Origin of the sequence: Shewanella ulleungensis (assembly GCF_014648315.1) — a bacterium.
Classification (GTDB): Bacteria; Pseudomonadota; Gammaproteobacteria; order Enterobacterales; family Shewanellaceae; genus Shewanella; species Shewanella ulleungensis.
The window spans coordinates 252200-274589 of sequence record NZ_BMQW01000004.1 but is presented as its reverse complement, the minus strand read 5'-3'; the positions used below and the strand labels follow the sequence as shown (position 1 = coordinate 274589).

16 protein-coding genes and 1 riboswitch are annotated in these 22390 nt (G+C 43.3%); of the genes, 9 read left to right on the top strand and 7 right to left on the bottom strand.

Features of this window, described 5'->3' with window-relative positions; genetic code table 11:
• Positions 1-83: 83 nt before the first annotated feature.
• Positions 84-3800: a methionine synthase gene (gene metH, locus IEY40_RS10145; protein ID WP_188955762.1), complete on the bottom strand. Its 3717-nt coding sequence runs from the start codon at positions 3798-3800 to the stop codon at positions 84-86.
• A gap of 210 nt (positions 3801-4010) precedes the next feature.
• On the opposite strand from metH, the gene IEY40_RS10140 reads away from it, so the two are divergent.
• The 7 genes from IEY40_RS10140 to cobO all read left to right on the top strand — a co-directional run bounded on the left by IEY40_RS10140 (position 4011) and on the right by cobO (position 10072).
• Positions 4011-4727, top strand: a complete 717-nt coding sequence (locus tag IEY40_RS10140; RefSeq protein ID WP_188955760.1) for a histidine phosphatase family protein — start codon at positions 4011-4013, stop codon at positions 4725-4727.
• Positions 4726-4844: riboswitch (cobalamin riboswitch) on the top strand. It overlaps the preceding gene by 2 nt.
• 79 nt (positions 4845-4923) lie before the next feature.
• The gene (locus tag IEY40_RS10135) at positions 4924-5733 is read left to right on the top strand and encodes an ABC transporter ATP-binding protein (protein WP_188955758.1); all 810 of its coding nucleotides are present in this window, start codon (positions 4924-4926) and stop codon (positions 5731-5733) included.
• Positions 5726-6859, top strand: coding sequence for a FecCD family ABC transporter permease (locus IEY40_RS10130; protein ID WP_188955756.1), 1134 nt, complete (start codon positions 5726-5728; stop codon positions 6857-6859). Before IEY40_RS10135 ends, IEY40_RS10130 begins: the two co-directional genes overlap by 8 nt.
• A gap of 40 nt (positions 6860-6899) precedes the next feature.
• On the top strand, positions 6900-7982 hold the full coding sequence (gene cobT, locus IEY40_RS10125; protein WP_188956022.1) for a nicotinate-nucleotide--dimethylbenzimidazole phosphoribosyltransferase: 1083 nt from the start codon (positions 6900-6902) through the stop codon (positions 7980-7982).
• 9 nt (positions 7983-7991) lie between these two features.
• Positions 7992-8777, top strand: coding sequence for an adenosylcobinamide-GDP ribazoletransferase (locus tag IEY40_RS10120; RefSeq protein WP_188955754.1), 786 nt, complete (start codon positions 7992-7994; stop codon positions 8775-8777).
• Positions 8777-9307 carry a bifunctional adenosylcobinamide kinase/adenosylcobinamide-phosphate guanylyltransferase gene (cobU, locus tag IEY40_RS10115; RefSeq protein ID WP_188955752.1) on the top strand — a complete coding sequence of 177 codons (531 nt, stop codon included), beginning with the start codon at positions 8777-8779 and terminating at the stop codon, positions 9305-9307. Before IEY40_RS10120 ends, cobU begins: the two co-directional genes overlap by 1 nt.
• Before the next feature lie 126 nt (positions 9308-9433).
• Positions 9434-10072, top strand: coding sequence for a cob(I)yrinic acid a,c-diamide adenosyltransferase (gene cobO, locus IEY40_RS10110; protein WP_188955750.1), 639 nt, complete (start codon positions 9434-9436; stop codon positions 10070-10072).
• A 358-nt stretch (positions 10073-10430) separates the two neighbouring features.
• On the opposite strand, the gene iadA is transcribed toward cobO, so the two are convergent.
• The 3 genes from iadA to IEY40_RS10095 all read right to left on the bottom strand — a co-directional run bounded on the left by iadA (position 10431) and on the right by IEY40_RS10095 (position 15715).
• Complete coding sequence (gene iadA / locus IEY40_RS10105; RefSeq protein WP_188955748.1) at positions 10431-11594, bottom strand: beta-aspartyl-peptidase; 1164 nt, start codon at positions 11592-11594, stop codon at positions 10431-10433.
• An 8-nt stretch (positions 11595-11602) separates the two neighbouring features.
• Positions 11603-13051 (bottom strand): putative basic amino acid antiporter YfcC, encoded by a 1449-nt coding sequence (gene yfcC, locus IEY40_RS10100; RefSeq protein ID WP_188955746.1) that lies wholly within the window; start codon positions 13049-13051, stop codon positions 11603-11605.
• Positions 13052-13123: 72 nt separating this feature from the next.
• Positions 13124-15715, bottom strand: coding sequence for a TonB-dependent receptor (locus tag IEY40_RS10095; protein ID WP_188955744.1), 2592 nt, complete (start codon positions 15713-15715; stop codon positions 13124-13126).
• Between the two features lie 347 nt (positions 15716-16062).
• Between IEY40_RS10095 and IEY40_RS10090 the strand changes: the two genes are divergently transcribed.
• The gene (locus tag IEY40_RS10090; RefSeq protein ID WP_229777070.1) at positions 16063-17790 is read left to right on the top strand and encodes a cyanophycinase; all 1728 of its coding nucleotides are present in this window, start codon (positions 16063-16065) and stop codon (positions 17788-17790) included.
• A gap of 819 nt (positions 17791-18609) precedes the next feature.
• Here IEY40_RS10090 and IEY40_RS10085 read toward each other — a convergent pair.
• From IEY40_RS10085 to IEY40_RS10075, 3 genes are all read right to left on the bottom strand, one after another.
• Positions 18610-18948, bottom strand: a complete 339-nt coding sequence (locus IEY40_RS10085; RefSeq protein WP_188955740.1) for a cytosolic protein — start codon at positions 18946-18948, stop codon at positions 18610-18612.
• Between the two features lie 604 nt (positions 18949-19552).
• Positions 19553-20314, bottom strand: coding sequence for a substrate-binding periplasmic protein (locus tag IEY40_RS10080; RefSeq protein WP_188955738.1), 762 nt, complete (start codon positions 20312-20314; stop codon positions 19553-19555).
• A 197-nt stretch (positions 20315-20511) separates the two neighbouring features.
• The gene (locus IEY40_RS10075) at positions 20512-20868 is read right to left on the bottom strand and encodes a winged helix-turn-helix transcriptional regulator (RefSeq protein ID WP_188955736.1); all 357 of its coding nucleotides are present in this window, start codon (positions 20866-20868) and stop codon (positions 20512-20514) included.
• A 110-nt stretch (positions 20869-20978) separates the two neighbouring features.
• Here IEY40_RS10075 and IEY40_RS10070 point away from each other — a divergent pair, with 110 nt between their 5' ends.
• Positions 20979-22346 carry an aldehyde dehydrogenase family protein gene (locus IEY40_RS10070; RefSeq protein ID WP_188955733.1) on the top strand — a complete coding sequence of 456 codons (1368 nt, stop codon included), beginning with the start codon at positions 20979-20981 and terminating at the stop codon, positions 22344-22346.
• Positions 22347-22390: the final 44 nt, after the last annotated feature.

The window sequence follows — 22390 nt, the reverse complement described above, 5'->3', positions numbered from 1 at the left end:
TGTTTTTATCTTCATATTTTAGAAAACGATCCAGTATAACAGGATCGTTTTTACCCTGGTCATGCTTTATTTCGGATCACTCTTTACTCCGGGTCATAGTCCAATATTGGCGCTAGCCACTTCTCTGCTTCTGCCAACGTCATACCTTTGCGCTTAGCGTAGTCTTCAACCTGATCTTTGCCGATATTAGTCACGCCAAAGTAGCGTGACTTAGGGTGAGCAAAGTACCAGCCTGATACCGCAGCCGTTGGGTACATGGCAAAGCTTTCGGTGATGTTCAAATCTATAGTTTCATCGGGTTTGAGTAAATCCCATAACAAGCCTTTCTCTGTGTGGTCTGGGCATGCTGGGTAACCCGGTGCTGGGCGAATACCTTTATAGCGTTCACGAATGAGTGCTTCGTTGTCTAGCACTTCATCGGCGGCGTATCCCCAAAACTCTTTACGAACACGTTCGTGCATGCGCTCGGCAAACGCTTCGGCTAAACGGTCTGCTAAACACTTGAGCATAATGGCATTGTAGTCGTCATGATTGGCTTCAAAACGGGCTACGTGCTCATCAATACCGTGGCCTGCGGTAACCGCAAAGCCACCCATATAATCGGCGACGCCGCTGTCTTTTGGCGCGACAAAGTCAGATAAACAAAAATTGTCGTTACCCACTCGTTCAAGCTGCATGCGTAAATGATGAGTCGTCATTTCAACTGTGGTACGGCTTTCGTCGGTATACAGTTCAATGTCGTCATGATTAACCGTATTGGCTGGAAATAAACCAATCACCCCTTTGGCAGTTAACCATTTCTCTTTGATGATGGTGTCTAGCATGGCTTTACCATCGGCAAACAGTTTACGTGCTTCTTCGCCCACGACGTTGTCATTTAAAATTTCTGGGTAATGCCCGTGTAGTTCCCAGCTTCTAAAAAACGGCGTCCAGTCGATGCGCTCTACTAAGTCTTCTAACGGATAGTCGTCGAACACCTGACGCCCCAGTACATTTGGGGTAAATGGGGTGTAATTTTCCCAGTCGTGTTGGCAACGGTTTTCACGTGCAGCTTCAATCGATACGATGGTTTTTCGCTTAGTTTGAGACAAGCGTTTTTCTCGCATGATGTCGTATTCGGCATAGGTTTCGTCAATAGTGGCTTGGCGAGTGTTATTATTAATAAGTTTAGACACCATAGGCACAGCGCGTGAGGCATCGGCAATGTAAATCGCGCCGTGTGGATAATGTGGCGCAATTTTCACAGCTGTATGAATTTTAGAGCAGGTAGCTCCGCCAATAATAGCCGGAATGGTTAAGCCTTCACGGTGGAAGGTTTTAACGTTATGCACCATTTCATCCAAGCTTGGAGTGATAAGTCCTGACATACCGATAATGTCGATATTGTGCTCTTTCACGGCGTCGAGGATTTTATCAACCGACACCATAACGCCCAAATCGAATACTTCAAAACCATTACACGCTAATACAACGCCAACAATATTTTTACCAATGTCATGTACATCGCCTTTTACGGTAACCATCAAGATTTTACCGTTCGATTGGCCTTCTACTTTTTCAAGTTCGATGTACGGGTTTAAATAGGCGACAGCTTTTTTCATTACCCGGGCTGATTTGACCACTTGCGGTAAGAACATTTTGCCGGCGCCAAATAAGTCACCAACCACGTTCATGCCATCCATTAATGGCCCTTCAATTACATCGAGTGGCCGGGTGGCTTCAAGACGTGCGGCTTCAGTGTCTTCATCGATAAACTCGGTGATACCTTTAACCAAAGCATGCGATAAACGTTTCGATACTGGCCAGCTGCGCCATGCTAAGTCTTCTTTTTTAGCGACTTGTGAGCCGTCACCGCGATATTTCTCGGCAATATCTAACAGTTGTTCTGTGTTGCTAGAATCGGCCACTGGACAAGGTAAGTTTTGTACGACATTTTCAACTCGAAGTTTTAGCTCAGGATCAATATCATCGTAAATAGCCAACTGACCGGCGTTAACAATCCCCATGTCCATACCGGCTTGAATAGCATGGTATAAAAACACTGCGTGAATCGCTTCACGTACTGGGTTATTGCCGCGGAACGAGAAAGACACGTTCGACACACCACCTGATATCATTGCGTGTGGCAGTGTCGATTTAATGTCTTTGATTGATTCGATAAAGTCGACAGCATAGTTGTCATGCTCATCAATACCGGTGGCAATGGCAAAAATGTTCGGGTCGAAAATAATATCTTCTGGGGCAAAGCCAACCACATCAACCAAAATACGATAGGCACGGGTACAGATTTCTGTTTTACGGGCGCGAGTGTCTGCCTGGCCTTGTTCGTCAAACGCCATAACAATGGCTGCTGCGCCATAACGTTTAACTAATGTGGCTTGTTTAATAAAGGCTTCTTCGCCTTCTTTCATCGAAATTGAGTTAACAATCGACTTGCCTTGCACGCATTTAAGACCCGCTTCAATCACTTCCCATTTTGATGAGTCGATCATGATAGGCACGCGCGAGATGTCTGGCTCTGAGGCGATTAAATTTAAAAACTTGGTCATCGACGCGGCGCCGTCGAGCATGCCTTCGTCCATATTGACGTCGATAATTTGTGCGCCATTTTCAACTTGTTCGCGCACCACATCGAGTGCTTCTTCAAATTTTTCTTCTTTGATTAAGCGTAAAAACTTAGCCGATCCTGTTACGTTGGCACGTTCACCGACGTTCACAAATAATGAGTCTTTATCAATGGTTAATGGCTCTAACCCTGATAAACGACAAGCAACTGGGATCTCAGGAAGCTGTCTTGGTTCATGTCTGAGAACTGCTTCACGAATCGCATTAATGTGGGCCGGTGTACTTCCACAACAGCCGCCGACAATATTAAGCATGCCTGCTTCTGCCCACTGAATAATGACCTCGGCCATTTCTTCAGGGGTTTCATCATAACCACCAAACTCGTTGGGTAAGCCCGCATTGGGGTGGGCAGAGACATAGCATTCGGCAATGCGTGATAATTCTTCAACGTAAGGGCGTAACTCTTTTGGGCCAAGAGCACAGTTAAGGCCAATTGATAACGGCTTAATATGACGCAGCGAATTATAAAATGCTTCGGTGGTTTGTCCGGTAAGGGTACGGCCTGACGCGTCAGTAATGGTGCCAGAGATCATCACAGGTAAGCGTTCGCCAATTTGATCGAACACTTTTTCAATGGCAAATAATGCCGCTTTGGCATTTAAAGTATCAAAAATGGTTTCGACCATAATAATGTCGGCACCACCTTCAACTAAGGCGCTGGTTGATTCAACATAGGCTTCAACTAATTGGTCAAAGCTGACATTACGAAAACCTGGGTCGTTAACATCTGGGCTAATAGAACAGGTACGGTTAGTTGGGCCAAGCACTCCCGCTACATAGCGTGGGCTGCCTGTTTGAGCGGCTACTTCATCAGCGGCCTGGCGAGCCACTCGGGCACCTTCAAGATTGATTTCGGCCGACAAGGCTTGCATGTCATAGTCGGCCATGGCGATGGTGGTGGCGTTAAAGGTATTAGTTTCAATGATGTCGGCACCGCCAAGCAGGTATTTGACATGTATTGCTTTAATCAACTCGGGTTGGCTGAGTACTAATAAGTCATTGTTGCCTTTAACATCGCAATGCCAATCTTTAAAGCGTTCGCCGCGATAATCTTCTTCTTCCAACTTATGATTTTGGATCATGGTGCCCATCGCACCGTCTAAAATCACAATACGCTCTGCTAACAATGCGTTAAGTTGTTCAAGTGTTTGACTGTGAGAAGTCGACTTCGCCATAAACAGTTACCTTTTTATCACTATGTTGCTTGATACCTTGATAAAGATAAGCATACCCTTAATTCAATCTAAAAGGGCGATATCCTCATTGAGTTCATCAATGGGTTGATTTAAATGCTTATCTGCTCAGAATGCGTTTGGACATATAAACGTATAGACGGCTATAATACGCGAGTTTTTATCACAAGGGCAAGGCTGAGGTTGATTTAAATGAAACAAGCTAAAATCATTTTTTTACGCCACGGTGAGTGTGAAGGCGGTGAAATTGCTCGTGGTCAAATTGATGTTGCACTTACAGCGTTGGGGCGCGAACAAATGCACCAGGCCTTTAATGGTGTACCTTTACCCATTAAGCAAATATTTAGTTCTCCTTTAGTGCGCTGCCAATACTTTGCCGATGTGCTGTCACAGCAGTTATCCATACCTGTAACGACATTGCCAGCCTTGCAAGAGATCAACTTTGGCGTCTGGGATGGGCAAACTTATGATGCGATTTATCAAGCGAGTCCAAGCCAATTTGATGCGTACTGGAAAGACCCTTGGCACGTGGCTAATACACCCGAAAACGGTGAAAGCTTGGTGGATTTTTCTGTACGAGTGCAACAAGGATTAATGGCGGTGGTCGACAGTTTGTGGCAAACACTTCACCTTGCAAGTGAGCTTGAGGTTAATCCTCAGCAAGCACTGGTTGTTACTCATGGCGGGGTAATGCGCTGCATTATGGCGCATGTGCTTAATACTAGCCAAAACAACGGATTATTCGCTAACCTAGCCATCCCCTATGCTGCTATTATGTCTATTGATGTGTATTGGACTGAGCCTAGCGACAGTAATGAGCCTTTAACGAAAAATTCAGTGTCTCAACCTGAGGTTAGCTTTAGGTTAAACTGGCCGCAACAAGTGCATATGGCGGTGGATACACGTTAATCATTATGTAATTCAAGGTATTGGGAATTGGGATAAGCCCAAACTGTACCCGCAACTGTAGATATTCAACTCACCGTTAAATATGAGTCAGATACCAGCTTTGAATTGCCTCAACCCCCATACCTAAGCGGGTGACTTAGGGGAGTTATTATGTTTATTTTTATTGAAGTATTTGGGGCATGGCAAGGTGTAAACCATGCCTGAGTCTGTATTAGATGTAGAACACCTGTTTTGGCAAGTTAACGGTAAAACTATTCTTGCCGATATTCACTTCAGTTTACCTAAAGGGCAAATGCTAGGGTTAATTGGCCCTAATGGCGCCGGTAAGTCGAGCCTATTGCGTTGTTTATACCGATACATTGAGCCTACTAGCGGTAATATTACGCTATTTTCTAAAGATATTAGCGATTATTCAGCTAAGTCATTAGCGCGTACTGTTGCTGTTGTGCAGCAAGATACGCCGCATTATTTCGATCTGACTACAGAACAATTAGTCACTATGGGGTTAACGCCACATAAAGGCTTATTTGATGCGACAACTCAGCATGATCGCGAGCTAATTAACAGTGCTTTAGCTAAAGTGGGTCTAAGTCAACATGCCCAGCAACCCTACGAGCATTTATCGGGTGGAGAAAAACAACGTGCACTTATTGCTCGCGCAATTGTGCAACAGCCGCAAATTCTTATTTTAGATGAACCCACCAACCATTTAGATATTCGTTATCAAATACAAATTTTAGAATTAGTTGCCTCCCTAGGGATCAGCGTAATAGCCTCAATTCATGATTTGAATTTAGCCAGCGCCATGTGTGACAAATTACTGTTACTTAATCAGGGTAAGCTGATTGCTAAAGGTCATCCGACGTTGGTGCTAACCGAGCGGCAAATTAGTGATGTGTTTGGTGTGTGCTGTGAGGTTAATGTTCATCCTCAGCATGCAAAGCCGTTGATCAGTTATTTTTATGGTTACCAAACTACCAATAGAGCGAGTCAACAAGATGAGTAACCCATCTCAAACACGATATTATGGCGTGTTAGTCCTCATTGTAATTGCGACCTTATTAACGCCGCTTTTTGCTGCAAGTTTTGGTGCCGCTAGTATTTCATTTGTTGATGTCATCAATGTATTTAAATCCTTGTTTAGTCATACCCCTGTGCCAGCTCCGGTAGAGATACTTGATGGCATAACTGCAACGGATAATGTTTCGTCAGTCAGCAGTTTAAATCAGCGGATTATATTGGAACTGCGTTTACCGCGTATTTTGCTAGCGTTTGTAGCTGGTGCCGGTTTATCTATCGCGGGGAGTGTGTTGCAAACCGTCACTCGAAATCCACTTGCCGATCCGTACTTATTTGGCATTAGCTCTGGGGCGTCATTTGGTGCGGTTGTGGTTATTTCGCTGTTTAGCCAAGCGGGAATATTTACTCAGTTGTTTGACGGTGCGCTAGTGGTATCGTCGTTAGGCGATCAGGCTTGGTGGTCTTGGTCGATGCTCAGTTTACCTGTAGGGGCTTTTATTGGTGCCAGTTTATCTGTAATGCTCGTGGTTGCGATATCGGGTATTGGCCGTACCAGCCAGGTTGAGCGCATGTTGTTATCTGGGGTTGCCACGTCATTTTTATTTGGCGCGTTAACCAGCTTACTGTTGTATTTTTCCAGTCCACAAGCTGCTGCATCGGTATTATTTTGGAGCTTAGGCAGTTTTGCAAAAGCCAGTTGGGCCCAATTATGGCTCCCTACAGTAACGGTTGGCGCAAGCTTACTGATTATGTTGGCCTTTAAAAGACAAATCATGGCGCTACAAGCGGGTGATGAAAGTGCTCATACCCTAGGGGTTAATGTTGCCAAGCTGCGTTTAAGTATGCTGTTGCTGTGCTCACTGATTACCGCAATGCTGGTGGCAAGTTGTGGTGGTATTGGTTTTGTCGGTTTGATGATCCCACATACGGTCAGGCTATTGTTTTCAGGGCGTCAGCCGATGATACTAACGGCTGTGTTGGGCGGTTTATTTATGGTATGGATTGATGTTATAGCGCGCTGTTTATTAACTAATCAAGAATTGCCTGTGGGTATTATTACGGCAGCACTTGGCAGTGTGTTCTTTTTGTTTATTTTACGTCATCGTCGATAACAGGATTAATCAAGTGAAGCCAGAATCTGTACCGCAATCAATAGCACTGTCTTTATTTTCAATTACTGCGCCGAGTCGTGAATACGATGACGTTATTGAACATAAAATTAATCAAAAAACTAAGCCACTTGGTGCGTTAGGACAACTTGAGTCATTGGCATTGCAAATTGCACGAGTGCAATACAGTCGTGATAAAACATTAATGACTCCTCAAGTTGCAGATGTCGCTTTGCACATGATTAAACCGACGTTGTTAGTGTTTGCTGCCGACCATGGTATCGCTGCACACGGCGTGTCGATTGCCCCGAGCGAAGTGACCACCCAAATGGTGCATAACTTTATTAATGGTGGTGCGGCAATTAATGTGTTTTGCCGTCAAGTCGGTTATGCGTTAGAAGTTATTGATTGTGGCATTTTACAACCATTAGACACAGACAGTGGTGTGGTTAATCAACGCTTAGGCGCGGGAACCCAAGCCATGCATTTACAACCGGCGATGTCGTTAGCCCAAGTTCGCCTAGGGTTTGAGATGGCCAAGCAATTGGTCGCAAGACATGCCGATAATGGCACTACGATTATTGCGTTAGGCGAAATGGGCATTGGCAATACTAGTGCCGCAGCGGCGGTAATGGCAGCAGTACTTAAGCTTGATGTTGAATTGTGTGTAGGGCGCGGCACAGGCATTGACGATGCGACGTTAATAAAAAAAATCACATTAATTAATCAAGCAATTGATTTGCATCGTAATGAACTCGTGTCGTTTGAAGCTATTTTAGCGCATTTGGGCGGTTTTGAAATCGTGCAAATGACCGGTGCCATACTGGCGGCCGCAGAGCAAAAAATATTAGTGGTTATTGATGGTTTTATCGCTACTGCTGCAGCATTAGTTGCGCTAAAATTAGCACCACAATCAAACGATTATTTAGTGTTTGCTCATGAGTCGCACGAGCAAGGGCATAAGTTAATGTTACAAACCTTACAGGCAGCACCTTTATTGTCGTTAGGGTTAAGGCTAGGAGAAGGAACCGGCGCAGCATTGGCCCTACCATTAATTCAAGCCGCAATGAATTTTTACAATCAAATGGCCAGTTTTGAAAATGCTGGCGTTAATAATGTGGTTTAAGGGAACAAGATGTCTGGCGATATAAAATGGTTGCGGCAGTTAAATTTATTTTTTGTGGCGATGAGTTTTTTTACTCGCATCCCTATCCCGTCTTGGGTAGTGATCGACAGTGACAAGCTCAATAAGGCCAGTCGATATTTTGGTTTAGTCGGTTTACTTATCGGCTTAATTTGCGCGTTAGTGTTTTGGTTAGCGCAATTAATGTTACCAGCCAGCATTGCGATTTTATTGTCGATGGTAGCGGGCGTACTCATTACCGGCGCATTTCATGAAGACGGTTTAGCTGATACCGCAGATGGTTTTGGTGGTGGTTGGACAGTCGAAGACAAACTACGCATCATGAAAGATTCGCGCCTAGGCAGTTATGGAGCCCTATCGTTAGGGTTGGTGCTATTACTTAAATGGCAATTATTGGTTGAACTTGCGCTTTATAGCCCAATGGCTGCTGTAAGTGCCCTAGTTGCCGGACACACCCTCAGCAGAGTGGTGGCATCAAGCTTAATTTTTAGTGAGCAATATGTTCGCGATGACGACACAAGTAAGTCAAAGCCAATTGCCCAAGACCAGCAATTAAATGATTTATTTATTTTAATCGCCAGCGGCATTTTTGTATTGTTGTGGCTCAATGGCCTAGCCGCTTTTGTGTTGTTTATTACCCTGTGGTTAGTACGTATTTTGTTAGGTGGCTTTTTTCGCAAACAGATTGGCGGTTACACTGGCGACACGCTGGGTGCAGCGCAACAAATTAGTGAAGTCTGCTGCTATTTAGTGATATTAGCAGTGGGTTTAAGCTAATGATTCATTTGGTGTTAGGTGGTGCGCGCAGTGGCAAAAGTCGATTTGCTGAGCAGCGTGTTACCGAATACGCTGCCATTGGTTACTCATGTGTTTATGTTGCAACCGCAACAGCGCTAGACCAAGAAATGGCTCAACGTATTGCCAAACACCAGCAAGATAGAGTGTCCAGTGTCCATAGCTGGACACTACACGAACAAGCTTTTGACGTTGCCCAAACACTAACGGCAATTGATAAGCCGCAACAAGTCATCTTAGTCGACTGCCTAACGCTTCTGTTAACCAACCATTTACTTGACCCAAATCCCACTCGTTGGCCTAAGCAAAAAACGTCATTGCTCGAATGCCTCACTCAATTACGCAGTGATGTGGTGTTAGTGAGTAACGAAGTCGGCTCTGGGATTGTGCCAATGGGCGAGCTCAATCGTCAGTTTGTGGATGAGGCAGGGTGGCTAAATCAAGCTATCGCTAATATTGCAGATCAAGTGACATTGGTGGTTGCAGGCCTGCCTTTAGCATTAAAGCAATAATACTTCAGCGCACATACTCGATATACAACAAATACCGATTAACCAGATCCATTAGCCGCCAAGTGCACGTATTGTTGGCGTAATAAAAGCGCATTTGGATATGAGCACACTGACAGGAATACAGACATGACAACGGATAACCAAAAAACTGAGCAAACCAACACAATTGATGCCACTAAAGCACAGCGTCACAAAGCGCGCCAGCAAAAAGTAAAGCAAGGCGTAGATGCTCAAATTGCTGCAGCACAAGATGAAAAGGGCATTTTGTTAGTGCTCACTGGAAATGGTAAAGGTAAATCAACTTCAGGTTTTGGTTCGGTTGCCCGCGCTGTGGGTCATGGCCATAAAGCGGCTGTGGTGCAGTTTATTAAAGGCACCTGGGCTTGTGGTGAGCGTAATTTATTAGAAGGCGCAGGGGTTGAGTTTCATGTCATGGGAACCGGTTTTACCTGGGAAACTCAAGACAAAGAAAAAGACACTCAAGCCGCAATGGAAGCCTGGGTTGAAGCCGAAAAACTACTTAAAGATGAATCGATCAATATGGTGTTGTTAGATGAATTAACCTACATGGTGAGTTATCACTACATCGAGCTTGAGCGAGTATTAACGGCGTTAAAAAATCGCCCACCAATGCAGCATGTCATTATTACCGGCCGCGCCTGTCATCGCGACATTATTGAGTTAGCCGATACAGTCAGCGAGGTTCAACCGATAAAGCATGCGTTTAATGACGGCATTAAAGCGCAGTTGGGTTTTGATTATTGATTTATTGCTGTCGCTGAACCCATACATTGACATAAAAATGATTTTTGTAATTTAATTACAAAAAATCATTTCCATTTATATCAACTGTTTAAGATAAAATTAAAGCATAGTCTGACAAATTTGACAAATAATAGGCGCGAAGTACAATAAATGTACTTTAATCGTTCGAGTTTTGCTCATGTATATTCTAAGTTTGCGCAAACCATCTCCTAACAAAAACGTATTTAAATTCGCTAGCAAAATTTAGATGCCTCACCGGTGTTAGAAGTTTGGCAAATATATCAACATGAGCATTAACATGATTAGAGAGCTAACAATTCAATGTTGAGTTAGCTCTATATAGCCGTTTTAATCATGATTAGAACGGTATGTTAAGGCGCGATTCCCCCTCAGAAAAAACTAACTTCCCTTTACTGTATACCGCTTCAATAGCCAGTGTCTGCGCATTCAATAAATTAATATCGCCGTCCATATCAACAGCGACCCTGCCTTTGCATGTCAGCCTTAATATGTTTGCCGGTGACTCAGTTATTGAGGCTAAAGCAAGTTCAATAGGCACGTTGAATAGTTTAACAGCATCAACCATAGCTTGGTGTAGGCTGCTAACTTGGCCCATCTGTAAATCAACTAGGTTACCTTTAGTATCAAATACCGGCAGACTAGCATTACCATCTGAGCTCATGGTCAGTTGGCTAATTGGAGTCTGTTTTTCTAGTGCTAATGCTAATGCTTTTGCAGCGGGAACTTCCCCCTGTTGAATAATTTGTGCCGTAGTGCTGGTGGTGAAGTCAATAAACCCACCCTTAAGGGCAAAATCAATCCCTGCCTCTAACAGCGCTTTGCTGCGGTTAATATGGGTTGGGTAGTACTGGGTAATTGGGATATCAAACTGACTAATCACCTGTTCAAGTAACTCTAGTTTACTGGGCTCATCCCCCACATGAATACTGACAATCCCGACTTTACCAGCCAGCATGCCAGCTACTCTCGCTTCTGATGTGAGTCGGGCCATTTCGTGTGAGGTTATTTGCGAGCTGCGATGATCAGCAATAGCCACTTCACCGACACCAATAAACTTATCAATTAGCATAATGTCGTGCTTAACAGATTGGGTAATGGTGACCATAGGCAAGTGGTAAGAGCCGGTATAACAAAATACTGATAAACCTTGCTCTTCCAATGCATATGCTTTGGCGAGAAGATTTTCTAAACTGCGGGTTTGAGCATCAGTCCCCAGTACGCCTATCACAGTAGTTACGCCGCCTTTAATGGCATCGTTTATATGCATTTCAGGGGTGCGAGTTGTGTATCCGCCTTCGCCACCGCCACCAGTAATGTGTACCAGTGAGTCTACAAATCCTGGGGTTAATAGCCGTCCTGTTGCATCAATGACAGTAATGAATGAATTGGCGGTGAGTTCAATATTATCTTCAATGGCAATAATTTTACCGCCGCCCAACAGAACATCTTTTTTACCCAGGTACATTGGGGCATAAACTTGTGCATTTTTAAATAATTGCATGAAAACCCTTAGCTAAAATTGATGCTGACGGCAACAATCATAAACGTGATCGAAATGCTGACCAGCAGCAACATAAATCGCCATATAAATTTGGCCCAAACAAACCAATCTACTTTAGCTACACCAAGACAGCCAATCAGCGCGGCAGATGTTGGGATGATGATATTGGTTAAGCCGTCACCTAATTGAAAGGCTAATACGGCAATTTGACGGGGTAAGCCTAAAATATCAGACAATGGCGCCATAATCGGCATAGTTAACGCAGCTTGGCCAGAACCCGATGCGATGAAAAAGTTAAATATGGATTGAAATAAGTACATAAAAACCGCTGAAACGGTTTCAGGTAATTGTCCTAAAAATAGACCAGTATAGTGCAGCAGGGTGTTTAATACAGATGGAGTGTCCGCTTGATCGCCGCCTAATATAATCACGATGCCCTTGGCCATGCCGACAATCATTGCCGCCGGCAATAATTCTTGTGCGCCTTTTTTAAAGGCATTGGCAACATCATTAACTTTAAGGCGTTTACTGAGAATGGCGATTAAACCTATCGCACAACCTAAGGTAAAAAACTGACTTGCCAGTTCCGGAATATAATAACCTCTGGCAATAACACCCCAAATAACCCAAACAATACCCAGCATAAAAGTGGTGAGAATAAGGCCATCGGTTAAATTGAATTTAACTTTTACCTGCGGCTCAGTTGAAAAAACTTCTTCGTTAAAGCAGGGGGTTAGTTCAGGGTTTCGTTTTATTTTTTGGGCGTAGTGCATAGTAAATGCAACACCGACAGAGGTAAAAATAAACCACATTATCACTCTAAACTCTAAGCCTGACATTAACGGAAGGTCAGCAATACCCTGAGCTATTGCAACACTAAAAGGGTTCATCCAAGATGCGGCAAAACCAATTTGAGTCGCCACATAAGTGACTAAAATTGTCACAATACCGTCGTAGCCTATGGCGCGCATTAAGGGTAACAGCACAATACAAAAGGCAATGGCTTCTTCGCCCATACCAAATATCGCACCGCCTGCAGAAAATAATACAAATAGAATAGGAATAAAAGCCAGTTCAAATTTTTGGGTTTTAGCGATTAACGCCAAAATACCATTATCAACCGCATTGGTTTGCATGATGATACCAAAGGCGCCGCCAGTAATAATGATAAACATCATTACTCCAATGGCTGAGCCCCATTTGTCACCTGAAACCATGCCTTCAAAGGCAAAATTGAGGAAGCCAATTTCACCCTGTTCGGCAAATAAAGGTACGCCCTGATAGTCGCTAGCAAACTGAAAGCTACCGGCAATTAATGCTGATTTATTGGTTTCAGGATTAATAGCCACTTCAAAAAAACCAGCAGGGACAAAGTGGGTGGTAATTGCGGCAAATAACACAACAAAAAACAAGATGATGAAGGCATCTGGCATTTCTCGAGCAGTCTGTAACTTCATATGGTTATACTTTTTATTTTGGTGATAGAAAATGTAGGCCGTGCTATGCACGACCTACAGGGCTTAAGTTATTTAAAACTTAAAAGTATAACGTACATTCCAGCGGCGTCCGAGCCAATCATGTACCGAGCTGGCATAGCCATTAGTGGGTGAAGAAGCATAGGGCGGCTCTTCATCGGTTAGGTTGCGGACCGATAACAATACATTGTGATTTTCGTTAAGTTCATAGCCAATACTGGCGCTAAAGGTTAACCAATCTTCAACGGTTTCATTATCAAACTTAAAGTCACCGTCACCCATGGAGCTAATATAATGACCTGAAATGTTGGCATTCCAGTTATCAACTTCCCAGTCTGTGCCTAAATCAATAACACGTTCAGGGCGCGCGGTTTCAGATGCACCACTGAGCTTGCCTAATAAGTCTTCAACAGGACTAGTCGGTGTCACTTGGCGTTCAAACGAGAAGGTTTCGGTACCAGCTACATAGAACTTAAACTCACCTATTGTTTTGGTGTCTAAGCGATAGTTAACGTTATAATCTAAGCCGTCAGTACTTTGATTGCCAACGTTAAAATAACCTGTGCGTAAGAAGCTAATATCACCTCGTCCATCAACGACACAGCCAAAATTATCGCCTAATTCAGCAATACTACCGACCACGTTAGCAGGATCTTTAATACAGGCATCCAAAGTGGTATTCGCGTCAATATCAACAATGTCGTCATGCTCATAGCGCCAATAATCGACAGTCAATTGCAATTCATCGGTCGCATTCCAGGACATGCCCACATTAATCGCTTGCGACTTTTCTGCTTCTAAGCCTTTATTGCCTAAGGTTTCTTGGTCAAATTCTAATTCGCCTAAATCGGCACCAGCTGTGCCACATAATGCGTTATAAGCTTCATCTGCACCGCAATTAATATATTGGCTGCCTAATGAAGTACCTGCCCCAAGTTGCGATAACGATGGCGCTCTAAACCCCGTGCTCCAAGATGCACGTAATACCAGCTCATCAATTGGGTTGTAACGTAACGATACTTTAGGGTTTACATCACCACCAAAATCACTGTAATGGTCATAACGTAAGGCCGCTATTAAGTCGAGTGATTCAGCTAATGGGAAGTTAAACTCACCATATGCAGCGTATTGAGTACGATCTGCAGCGGCGTCACTGGCACCCAAGCCAATAATTTCATTATTCACAGCATTCACTGAAGGTTTATCAAAAATGTCTTCTTTTCTGAACTCGCCACCAAATACTGAACTTATCATACCCGCAGGCAGCTCAAATAAGTCTCCAGCGAAGTTAAAATCGAGTGATAAAACTTCAGACTCACCCTGACGCACACCAGGATCACGTAATGCCGCTATTTGGGCTGCACTGCTATCTTGGCCTAAATTAAATGGATTAAAGCTATCGTTTGCCACCGCTGCATCTAGACGATTGGCATTCATGTAGCCCGATACGTTTTTAATTTCATTGGTCGATTTACCGTAGCTCAGTGCCGACTCAACACTCCAATTGGCTATATCCCCTCTAATACCCGCTAACATGCGGTAGCTTTGCGTGTCATATTCTTGAATTCGACGCTCAGGGAAACGTGTTCTTACAGTGATAAAATCACTCACGCTGCCATCTAGCATATCGATATCTTGAACGTATTGAGGAACATTCACCGAATCACCTGCCACATCAACCGTATAGCCCGCTGGAGCTTCATAGGATGATCCATTATTTTGTTGAAACATACCTTCAGCAAAAAATTCCAAACCACTATCAAGTCGATAGATATGATTCAGGGTGGCGCCTATGTTTTCATAGTCAGGTTGAATGGCGCGTTGAATCACGTAGTCATAGTTACAGCGACTACCGCTTTTTTGGGTGTCGTTACCGCACCAGTTTTCAGCGTAGTCATCCCCGTCAATTGACATACGCGTATTAGACTCATATGTCACGTTAACTGGTCTATCACTGTTAAAAATTGGATTGCGGGTAGCATAGTCAACCACAATGGTTGTATTACTATTAGTTGTTTCAAACCCACCCGCATAAGTCAGATTGGTTTTGCTGGCATCGTGGTCTGAAGTGTCATTACCATATTGGGCACTTAATTCATGGCCGACAAAATCTTTACGTAGGATAAAGTTAATCACCCCTGCGATAGCATCAGAACCATAAATCGATGAGGCGCCATCGGTTAACACATCAATCCGTTCGATTGCAGTAAGCGGGATGGAGTTAACGTTCACAAATGAGTCTGAACCGTTTGAAAATGAATCCACTGCAACACGTCGACCATTGACTAATACTAGGGTAGAGCTTGAACCTAGCCCGCGTAAACTGACCCCTGAAGCGCCAGCAGGAGCGCCATCTGCTCCTGCTACGCCGCCAGACTCAGAGAATGTTCCAGCGCTCGATGCCTGGGGTAAATCACGTAAAAACTCACTGACAGATCCATAGCCTTTTTTGGCTATTTCATCCTGGCTAAAACTTTGTAAAGGGTTAGCCCCTTCCATATCGACGCCTTTAAGGCGTGACCCCGTCACTTCAACCCGTTCTACGGTCTGTTCTGGTTGTGATTTTTCTAATTCGTTGGCAACGGCTAAGGCAACAGGTGATAACGCCATGCCAAACACGGCGCATAAAAGTACTGAACTTCTCATGGTAAGCTCCCGATAAATCTCTAATTGTAATTTTTAGACGTAACTACACTGCGCGTGAGTCAATACGCTTGGCATTAATAAATGTTTGCAGGCAGTACAACGTCAATCAAATGATTGAGAGGGGAGTAAGACGGCTAGACAAAACTCCACCAAACACTAACGTGTTCAGTAGGTTATTCGTCCCACCATTCAGACAGATACCAATTACGGAAGTGGTATCTTTGGAAAAGAGTTGCTGAAAATATCATGTTATAAAAAATAATCTTTTGTTGTTGATATGTTAAGAGGCTATCCGTAATATGATGCTTGAGTCAATACGTGGCAGACACTTTTTTTTGAGTGCAACCATGAAAATTATTTCTAAAATTAAATTATTTATATTTTTTAGCACCTTAGCTTTTAGCTCATTACTGCAATTATTGTTTGTTGGTAATGTATGGGCAAATCAAGACGTTTCACCAAAGCTAGAAAAACCATTATCGCCTGGGTTTGATTTGATGTTAGTTGGGGGCGGCTTAAAAACCTGTAGCTCACTTTCACCTCATTCCTGCGTCGACAGCATCACTTTTTCACCTAATGCCAAATTATCAATCCAATATCACTTCAGTCTTGATTGGCTTGAGCGAGCACTGAATGATGCTAGCTTGCAAACATTATCTTCAAATCAAACTAACAATCTGCGCAAAGCCAGTCGAAAAGCTGCAAAAAGCAGCGTTAATTTAAACCAGTTAAAAGATGCTGTGTATCAGGTTGATAAGCATTTATTGGATGAGTTAACTGATCAGCAATACTATGCTTTACTCGATTTATTAGAACAAGAACAACACTCTATTGATGGCAGCCCCTTGCAAGAACAGGTCAGGCTTGATGCCACAACCAAGCCTTATGGTCCGGCTATTTATCGACTATTTACCTTGCAGGCTTTACTAAAAAAACAGCAGAAAAATCCCGATGCGACACGCCCATTAATTGGTATTGTAACCGCTTCAGCCCGAGACCCGTTTGAGTCCATTTCTTTCTACACCAGTGCTTTTGAACAAGCTGGCGCTGATGTTATTTGGTTGCCCTTAGATGCGGCTTTGCAAGCTGGTATACATCATAATCAATGCGACAAATTGCCAATGTTGCGTCAGCAACTACAAGGCAATTTTGATAAAGCTCGGCTTTATCCTGATCACACACAATTACAACAACGTCTATGTGAGTCACCTGAAAAATTGTATGAGTTACTGGAAAGTATTGATGGCTTATTTTTAAACGGTGGCGATCAAAGTTTAACCTTAACGGCATGGTTAACGCCGGATAAAAAGCCGTCTAAAGCGTTAGCTGTGATTAAAAATCGCTTGGTCAATAAACAAATCGTGATTGGCGGGACGAGTGCGGGAACAGCTGTGATGACAGCGGCAAATATGATCACTGGCGGCACTAGTGACGGCGCAATTCAGCATGGTGTATTGAGTGCCAAACCACCGAGTGAGCGATGCGAAATGAATCAGTGTGATGGGGATATACCCCCAACGGCAGTGACCTATCGTGCAGAGGGCGGGTTAGGGTTATTTCCTTTTGGGATAATGGATACGCATTTTTCTGAGCGGGATCGCCAAATAAGATTGTTAATGCTAACCGCCTCCACTGATAGTGAAATGGGATTTGGTGTGGATGAAAATACCGCACTGTTAGTCAATATTGCTGATAAACATCTGTCGGTTATTGGTGAGCATGGTGTGTGGGTTATCGAGCAAACTCAAGCCCGTAAAGATGATAATGGCAAATCGATATTTAAAGGGGTGTCTCATTATTTAACTTCAGGCAGCCAAGCCGATATTGATAACAAACAGCGTCTGGCTAATATTGAATTCGCCAATCGGGTGGTTTCAGTTAATATGGCTGCCAATTATCCAGCTTACCAACAGTGGATTGTGCAAGCTTGCCGTGAGGGACGGCTATCGCGCAAACTTATCGATGATGTTGAACTTATCCTCCTCCCAAGCTCAACAACTGGGTGCCAATCAGTGCTAAACAATCAGCAAAGCTATCAAGGTATTAAGCTATTATTGCAGCAACAAGATGATTAATGATCACCTAGCTAAAACTGTTAAGGTAATAATATAAGAGTGTTTTAGCTCAAAAACAGAGAAAGTCATGCATAAAACCGCAAAAATACTTCATCAATGGTTGATGTTATTTTTGGGGATACAGTTTGTTATCTGGTCGGCTACCGGTAGATATATGTTGTATTTTGATATCTATTATATTCAGGCAGATTGGTGATACGGCATTTAGATTTTCCTATCTGATATCGATTCCTATGACTTGTTTGGAGGGGCTGAACGCAATAAACTGGAAAGGAAACACCCATTTTCTAAGTAAATAATAGCTTGATTACACTAACGTACTTTGGTCCAAAAGTGAGTTACCAAGAGGACGTCTCTTAACTGCAATAAAATTACAAATCGTAGTTATAGCCTATTGGGTGGCACACCGATTTGTCAGACTATGGGTATATTTTATGTCAAAGTATGGTTACATCTTTTCGCTAAGCTATTGAAAGCTGGAAGCTGCCTATGTCAGGCTTTGCTTCCAGCGAAAATTGCTGTTGTTTGATGTGATGTAGACCGCTGAATAAACAGTCAAGCCTCTTCTCATTTTATGGGCAGAGGCTTTTTTTGATTTTAACCAGTAAGAAGGCTCACATTTTTGTGCTGATTGTTATAAGTTGATGGGAACTATCGAGTTGGAGTATGTATTGTGCCTTTTATTGCGGAACAAAGTAACGGAATTATCAATGGTTTCATTTGCAGCAAATTAGGCATATTGATGAGGGATGAAACTCATCTATGCCTCATTCCTTGCTAGGGATGCCAATTCGCCAATTTCAACTTACTGAATCATTTTCAGTCTATTCGGGTTATAAAGGTTTGCTCGTCATCCACAAAAGCGACAAAGCCGCCGTGATAGATAAATACCCGACCACGCCCCTCAACTATGCAGGCAAGCTGTGGGTTCAAATCTTCTTCGTTACCCTGTCTTTGAAACGTCCCGATATCGGTGATTACGCCGCTGAGAGTAGGCAAATATCTATAAGTTCGCTTTGCTTGACCAACCAGGTTCAATTCGCTGGCGGTAGAGAAGCAAGAGGGTATCGTACCGGCTTCTTCGATAAACATAGTTTTCAGTTCTTCAAAAGCGGTGATCACTAGCCAGTCGATGCCGTTAACATGATGGATAAACATTGAGTTTCTCGTAATTCTTTTACGGAGATTTTAACATTATCAGAGACAGAACGTAGTAGAGATTTAGTAATTCTGTGCAATTTACGGTTATTCACTAGGCCACTTTTAAAACGTCTTTGTCCAGAAATGCGTTAGATGCCTCAGCTTGAAATGCCAAAATTCAACTCTGAACTTGAGGCGTCGTATTTGGCCCGTGCAGTGTGGAATGGAACCTTGCGCTCTTAAGCGCTATTGGTCGCAGGTCGTAAAGCACAAAAAGTACAAAGCAAAGCAAACTAGGATCCCAGCTCAAAAGCACTGCCTAGACGAGAAGGGGGTTCACGGTTTGTCCCAAAATGAGTCAGCCGCTGGCTAATAATATCCATTTCGCACTATCCACTTAATACTATCCACTTAATACTATCCACTTAATACTATCCGCTTAATAATATCCACAATTCAACACTGAATATGAGGACGCTAATTGTGGGTGCTGTACGCAATCGGATTGCCAAACGCGTGCGAATAAACCAATGATTGCTGGATTACTGGATTACTGGATTACTGGATTACTGGATTACTGGATTACTGGATTACTGGATTACTGGATTACTGGATTACTGGATTACTGGGAGATAACTCTAGGGGTAAACCAACGTGCGGTGATTTGTGCTAACTCGCCATTTTGTTTAATCGTATTTAGCGCCTGGCGCATGTTGTCAGCAAGTGTTTCGTTGGTGTCTTTGTGGGTTGAAATACCAATGGGCATGTTTACCACGGGCAGTGCGGCGGTAAAATCGCTGGTTTTATAACCCATTTTTTTAACGTCTTCACGAAACCCGACTTCATTATTGTAAATCAAATCTACGCGATCAAAATTTAGCATTTTTAGAGCAGCTAGCTGACTTCTAACTATGTATACACTTGGGTGTTTATCGTCAAGTTTAAGCCTATCTAACGAAGCATCATTGCGTGATAACGCCATAGAATAGCGATTGATATCGTCAATAGTGTTGAGCTGAATATCTGGGCGATTACTTTTCTTGTAGATCATGTCTTGCACTGTGTAAAAGTCACCAATCCATTTAAAATAAGCTAAACGCTTGTCGGTATTAGCAATAGAGAAAATAAAGGTATTGGGTTGGCTTAAGGCATTATGATATGCGCGGCTCCAAGGCATGATTTGAATATCGATATCAAAATCAAGATACGGTTGAGCAGCCTGTAATATATCAATTGAAAAACCGACCAGCTGACCTTGTTGATTCTGAGATTGAAATGGCGGGTAAGGTTCAGTATAAAAAGTCACTTTCTCTCTTGCCTCAGCAATAGAAGGCGATAGGAGTAACATGGCGATAACCACAAAAGTGGCAATAAGCTTAAACATTAAATTAGGCTAACCTCGAGTAATTTAGCGGCGAATGTTAAAGCATGTTGATAAAGATAAAAACGTATTAAGCCATTATAGCTCTTGTATTGGTGTCATGTTTATTTTACTAATTAGAGTTTTCAGTCTAATCAAGTTGGCTAACTGTATGTTGTGTTAGTTTTTTATCATAAAGTGACAATATCACCGCGGTGTCATCACACGACATACTCATCAGCCCATTCTTTCAGTCGCTCTAAAATATCTAATGCGGTGCGGCCAAGATCCGTAATGGCATAAGACACTGCGATAGGGCGATCATTAATCACGTGGCGAGTCACTAAACCTTGGGCTTCGAGCTCTTTAAGGCGTTGGTCGACCATTTTTTTGCTCGCACCGCCCAACATGCGCGATAAATCGTTAAACCTAACCGGTTCATCCTGTAAGTGCCACAAGATGGACGCTTTCCATTTTCCGCCTAAAACTCGCATTCCACGTTCAACTGAACAAGGTTCGGTACATGGGTTGATTACTTTTTTTTGACCGTTATTCATTGTTTCAATTGTTGTTTTCATTATGTTCACTTGATTTAATCTAGGTTACTAAAAGTATACTGGTTGCTTTTATATTCCACTGTATCAGAATAGGCGGTAATTAGACTAGTACCATTAAGGAACATTTCTCCATGGCTGTATTAACTTCTTATGATGCAGGTAGCTACCATAAAGTGGCAGGAAGCAACACGGTTCAAGCTAAGGCTGTCGGCAGTGTTGAAGCTTTAGCTATATCTCAGCTACCCGAGGTTATCGCTCAAGCCCAAACGGCACAAAAAGCATGGGCGAACTTAGCGTTAAGCGAACGTCAGCAGTATGTGGTAAAAGCGTATCAACAATTGCACGCGGTTCAAGATGAGCTGGCGACGTTAATTGGCCAAGAGATGGGTAAAGACTATCGTCGTGCTACTTATGAAGTTGGGGGCGCAATTCAAAATGCACCTTACTTTGCTGGCGAAATCGGTGATGCCTTAGCAACAGAGACGCTTGGTAACAACACTCAATTGCAATATCGACCTTTAGGCATTGTTGCGGTCATTTCGCCATGGAACTACCCGCTAGCGATGGCAAACAACTTACTGTTACCAGCGTTAATTGCCGGTAATAGTGTGATTTTAAAACCGTCTGAACAAACGCCGTTAGTCGCGCAATTGTTTGTTGATACCTTAAATAAAGTGCTGCCAGCGCATGTGTTGCAAGTAGCACAAGGTGATAAAGCAATCGGGCAGGCACTTGTTGGTGCTGACATTAATATGGTGGCTTTTACTGGGTCTCTGGCCGCAGGTAAGCATATTATGGCCAATGCAGCTCCGGGGTTAAAACGATTAATGATGGAGCTTGGTGGTAACGACCCGATGGTTGTCATGGCCAGCGCCAATATTGATGCTGCAGTGCGTTTTGCGGTGGCAAGTTCGTTTGAAAATGCCGGGCAAATGTGCACCTCAACTGAGCGTATTTACGTGGATGAACGTATTGCCGATGAGTTTGAGCAAAAGGTGGTGCAACTGGCTAGCCGTTATCAAGTGGGTAAATGGGATCAACCGCAAGTGAATATTGGCCCTATGGTTAATCCAACTCAACACCAAAAAGTATTGCAACAATTGCAAGACGCTAAAGCTAAAGGCGCACAGTTTCTATTAGGTAGTGATGATTATCCGTTACCGTTTATTCAACCAACTGTAGTCAGTGGTATCACACCTGATATGCAACTTGAGCGTGAAGAAACCTTTGGCCCCGTGGTGGCTATCAGCCGATTTAGTGACATTAATGATGCGATTACACGTGCTAATGACAGTGTTTATGGTTTAAGTGCGGCTGTATTTGGCGGACAAGATGCAAATGCGGTGGCCGAACAACTTGAAGCCGGCATGGTGGGGGTTAACCAAGGTGGTGGGGCAGGTAATGCACCATGGGTTGGCGCTAAGCAAAGTGGGTTTGGTTTTCATGGTACGGCGGCGGGCCATCGGCAGTTTGCCCAGGTCAGAGTGATGAGTTATTAGCCATCTAACATTAGTTATTTAAGATTAGTCATTTAACATTAGCC

Bases quoted from the DNA above. Each gene is read 5' to 3' on its own strand.
- IEY40_RS10085 (WP_188955740.1), bottom strand. From the start codon at position 18,948: ATGTTTATCCATCATGTTAACGGCATCGACTGGCTAGTGATCACCGCT.
- IEY40_RS10135 (WP_188955758.1), top strand. From the start codon at position 4,924: ATGCCTGAGTCTGTATTAGATGTAGAACACCTGTTTTGGCAAGTTAAC.
- IEY40_RS10120 (WP_188955754.1), top strand. From the start codon at position 7,992: ATGTCTGGCGATATAAAATGGTTGCGGCAGTTAAATTTATTTTTTGTG.
- cobU (WP_188955752.1), top strand. From the start codon at position 8,777: ATGATTCATTTGGTGTTAGGTGGTGCGCGCAGTGGCAAAAGTCGATTT.
- IEY40_RS10095 (WP_188955744.1), bottom strand. From the start codon at position 15,715: ATGAGAAGTTCAGTACTTTTATGCGCCGTGTTTGGCATGGCGTTATCA.
- IEY40_RS10070 (WP_188955733.1), top strand. From the start codon at position 20,979: ATGGCTGTATTAACTTCTTATGATGCAGGTAGCTACCATAAAGTGGCA.
- iadA (WP_188955748.1), bottom strand. From the start codon at position 11,594: ATGCAATTATTTAAAAATGCACAAGTTTATGCCCCAATGTACCTGGGT.
- IEY40_RS10090 (WP_229777070.1), top strand. From the start codon at position 16,063: ATGAAAATTATTTCTAAAATTAAATTATTTATATTTTTTAGCACCTTA.
- IEY40_RS10130 (WP_188955756.1), top strand. From the start codon at position 5,726: ATGAGTAACCCATCTCAAACACGATATTATGGCGTGTTAGTCCTCATT.
- IEY40_RS10140 (WP_188955760.1), top strand. From the start codon at position 4,011: ATGAAACAAGCTAAAATCATTTTTTTACGCCACGGTGAGTGTGAAGGC.
- IEY40_RS10075 (WP_188955736.1), bottom strand. From the start codon at position 20,868: ATGAAAACAACAATTGAAACAATGAATAACGGTCAAAAAAAAGTAATC.
- yfcC (WP_188955746.1), bottom strand. From the start codon at position 13,051: ATGAAGTTACAGACTGCTCGAGAAATGCCAGATGCCTTCATCATCTTG.
- IEY40_RS10080 (WP_188955738.1), bottom strand. From the start codon at position 20,314: ATGTTTAAGCTTATTGCCACTTTTGTGGTTATCGCCATGTTACTCCTA.
- cobO (WP_188955750.1), top strand. From the start codon at position 9,434: ATGACAACGGATAACCAAAAAACTGAGCAAACCAACACAATTGATGCC.
- metH (WP_188955762.1), bottom strand. From the start codon at position 3,800: ATGGCGAAGTCGACTTCTCACAGTCAAACACTTGAACAACTTAACGCA.